3 protein-coding genes are annotated in these 3,356 nt (G+C 62.2%); 2 read left to right on the plus strand and 1 reads right to left on the minus strand.

All coding sequences use genetic code 11. The features are described from left to right. Together aguA and HX846_RS29350 are read left to right on the plus strand one after the other, a co-directional pair. Positions 1–983 (plus strand): agmatine deiminase (aguA, locus tag HX846_RS29345; protein ID WP_178966697.1); only part of this gene is annotated, 983 nt, incomplete at its 5' end. 243 nt (positions 984–1,226) lie between these two features. Beyond that, positions 1,227–1,439 carry a hypothetical protein gene (locus HX846_RS29350; protein ID WP_003213240.1) on the plus strand — a complete coding sequence of 71 codons (213 nt, stop codon included), beginning with the start codon at positions 1,227–1,229 and terminating at the stop codon, positions 1,437–1,439. A 169-nt stretch (positions 1,440–1,608) separates the two neighbouring features. On the opposite strand, the gene HX846_RS29355 is transcribed toward HX846_RS29350, so the two are convergent. After that, a partial coding sequence (locus tag HX846_RS29355) for a TonB-dependent siderophore receptor (protein ID WP_178966699.1) occupies positions 1,609–3,356 on the minus strand: 1,748 nt, incomplete at its 5' end.

Raw genomic sequence — 3,356 nt, forward strand, 5'->3', positions numbered from 1 at the left:
CGGCGCAGGCCGCCCATGTGGCGGTGGCCAAGGCCATTGCACGTTTTGAACCGGTGACCGTGGCGGTCTCGGCCGGCCAGTACGAAAACGCCCGGGCGCGCCTTGACGTGCCGAATATTCGCCTGGTGGAAATGTCCAGCGACGACGCCTGGGTCCGCGATACCGGGCCGACCTTCGTGATCAACAACAGCGGTGAAGTGCGCGGTGTGAACTGGGACTTCAACGCCTGGGGCGGTTTTGATGGCGGCTTGTACTCGCCGTGGAACCGCGACTCCCAGGTGGGCGGCAAGATCCTCGAGATCGAGCGCAGCCCGCGTTATCGCACCGAAGGGTTTGTGCTGGAAGGCGGTTCGATCCACGTCGACGGCGAAGGCACCCTGATCACCACTGAAGAATGCCTGCTTAACCGCAACCGCAACCCGCACCTGCAGCGTGAGGAAATCGAAGCGGTGCTCAGCGCCAACCTGGCGGTGGATAAGATCATCTGGCTGCCGGATGGCCTGTTCAACGACGAAACCGATGGGCATGTGGATAACTTCTGCTGCTACGTACGCCCAGGCGAAGTGTTGCTGGCCTGGACCGACGACCCGCAAGACCCGAACTATGCGCGCTGCCATGCCGCCATGGACGTACTGCAAAGCAGCACCGACGCCCAGGGCCGCTCGTTCACAGTGCATAAAATGCCGATCCCGGGGCCGCTGTACGCCACCGAGGAAGAATGCGCAGGCGTGGACCCGGTAGACGGCACCCAGGAGCGCAATCCCACCGTGCGGTTGGCCGGTTCCTACGTCAACTTCCTGATCGTCAACGGTGGCATCATCGCGCCGAGCTTCGACGACCCGCTGGACAGCCGCGCCAAGGAGATTCTGCAGAGCCTGTTCCCGCAGCATGAAGTGGTGATGGTGCCTGGCCGCGAACTGTTACTGGGGGGTGGCAACATCCACTGTCTGACCCAGCAACAGCCGGCCCCGCACAAAAACTGAGTGCACTTGTAACAGCCTGGTGCCGGGTTTAACGGCAATCGAGTGCGCCATGTTTTGCGCGCTTACAGCAACCCCGCGGCCCGTCAGGTTCGCGGGCTTTTTTGTGTGCAAGTGCCGACAAACCGGGCACATTGGCATAGCTCTTGTATCGCTGTTGCGACACACAGCACGGTGTATGACTAAGCGGTTCTGTCATAAACCTTGAGTAAGTTAGCCGCTCATGCCGTCGGAGAGAGCGCTGAAATGAATGCCGATATCAACCTGATGTACACGCGCACGTTCCACCCTTTGCGGGTGAACGGTGACGCGATCCACGCGCTGGCGCTCTGGTTGAAGGCAAACGGTTCGCGGCAGATCAGGACGCCCGACCCGCGCCGGGTGATGAGCGAACGGTACCCGGCGGGGCTGTTCAGCGAGGACGAGGTGCAGGCGTTGTGTGAATTGATGCAAGGCTGACGGTTGTTTTCAATGTTGCACTGGACCTTGTGGTGAGGGAGCTTGCTCCCGCTGGGCTGCGCAGCAGCCCCAAAACAGATCATCGAGTTCTATCTGAAAAAACACAGTCGCCTATTTTGGGGGCGCTTCGCACCCCAGCGGGAGCAAGCTCCCTCGCCACGCAAGCCTGTTAGAAGCTATAGGTGCCAGTCACCACCAGGCTGCGCGGGTCGCCGAACTGAATCTGCGCTGCACTCGTCGCTGACGCGTAGTACGTCTTGTCGCTGATATTGTTCAGCGCCGCCCGCACATCCCATTCCTTCTGCCGAAACCCGGCCAGTGCGTCCCAGCGCCCATAACCCGGCAACGCCACCGTGTTGGCGTTATCCGCATAACGCTCACCCACCAGCGTCAGCCCGGTTTCCGCGTACCAGCCCATCTCCGGTTTCCAGGTGACGAACAGGCTCGCGTTGCGCTTGGCCACGTCGCTGATGCGCTTGCCTTCAAACCCATTGTTGTCTTTCACCACCGTGGCGTCCTGCAGGCCGACGCCACCGCGCACGTACCAGTTGCCGATGATCTTGCCGGTAGCGGTCAACTCCACGCCACGGGAACGCTGCTCGCCGCTGAGCAGGGTGATGGTCGGGTCCAGCGGGTCGCGGGTGCGGCGGTTGTAGAGCTCCAGTTCATACACCGCCAGGGTGGTGCTCAGGCGGTCGTCGAGCCAGTCGCTCTTGACCCCGATTTCCTTCTGTTTGGTCAGCTCCGGGCTCAGGTCGTTGGCGTTGCCCGTGGCATTGGGCGTGATGCCGATCAGGCCGCCGCCGGTCGGCGAGAACGTCTTGCTCCACGAGGCATAGAACGAATGGTGTTCCAGCGGCGTCCAGACCAGGCCCACGCGCGGGCTGGTGCTGTGGCTCACGACCTGTTCCGAGGCGTTGGTCAGTTTGTTGGTGGACTCCACATCAAAGCGGTCATAGCGCAAACCGGCGAGCAGTTGCCATTGATCGTTCAGGCGCAGTTGGTCCTGCACATACACGCCCTGGCTTTGCGCTTCGGTGTGACTGCTGCTGAATGCCGGCAGGCGACCGTAGTGGCGCAGGTCCGGGTTGGGGTTGTACACATCCACGCTCGGCACAGCGGCGAGCGGCGCTCGGTAGAGTTTCGGGTCACGGCGCTGGTTGCCCAATTCCACTCCGGTGAGCAAGCGATGCTCCAGGCCGAAGGTGGTGAAGCCGCCTTCCAGTTCGACGTTGTTGAGGATGTTGCGGGTGGTCAAGTCCTGCTGCCAGCGCTGGCGCCCGACCTTGCCGGTTTTTGGGTCGTAGCTGACGGCGTAAGTGTTATCGAAGTCGCTGTCTAGGGTGAACACGCCCAACGTATGGCGCAGTTGCCAACTGTCGTTCAGCTCATAGGCAAGCCGCGAACGCAGGGATTGGGACGTGTCGTCGATGTAATCGCGCTTGTCACCATAAGTGGTGCCGCGGCTGACATCTGCCGGCCGCCCATTGACCCCGGGAATGCCCCGGTCCGGCGTGCGGTTGTAGCGGCTGTATTCGTACTGCACCAGCCAGTTCAGGTCGGGGCTCAGTTGCCAGCTCATGGACGGCGCAAACAGTTGGCGATTGCCGCTGACGCCGTCGCGGAAACTGTTGTTGTCCTGGTTGCCCATGTTCAGGCGCAGGCTGATGGTATCGGTGGGGTCGGTGCTGAGGTCGGCGTACAGGCTGCGCAAATCATTGCTGCCGCCCTGGGCCTCGATGCTGGAGGCGCGACCGGCCTGGGGCAGCTTGCTCACACGGTTGACGATGCCGCCCTGGCCGCCGCGGCCGTACAACACGGCTGCCGGGCCTTTGAGCACCTCGATGCGTTCGATGTTGTGCAGGTCGCGCACGTATTGGCTGTCGTCGCGAACGCCGTCCAGGTAGAAGTCGTTGC

The sequence above is a fragment of the Pseudomonas sp. K5002 genome (genome assembly GCF_013386655.1).
In the GTDB taxonomy this organism is placed as follows: domain Bacteria; phylum Pseudomonadota; class Gammaproteobacteria; order Pseudomonadales; family Pseudomonadaceae; genus Aquipseudomonas.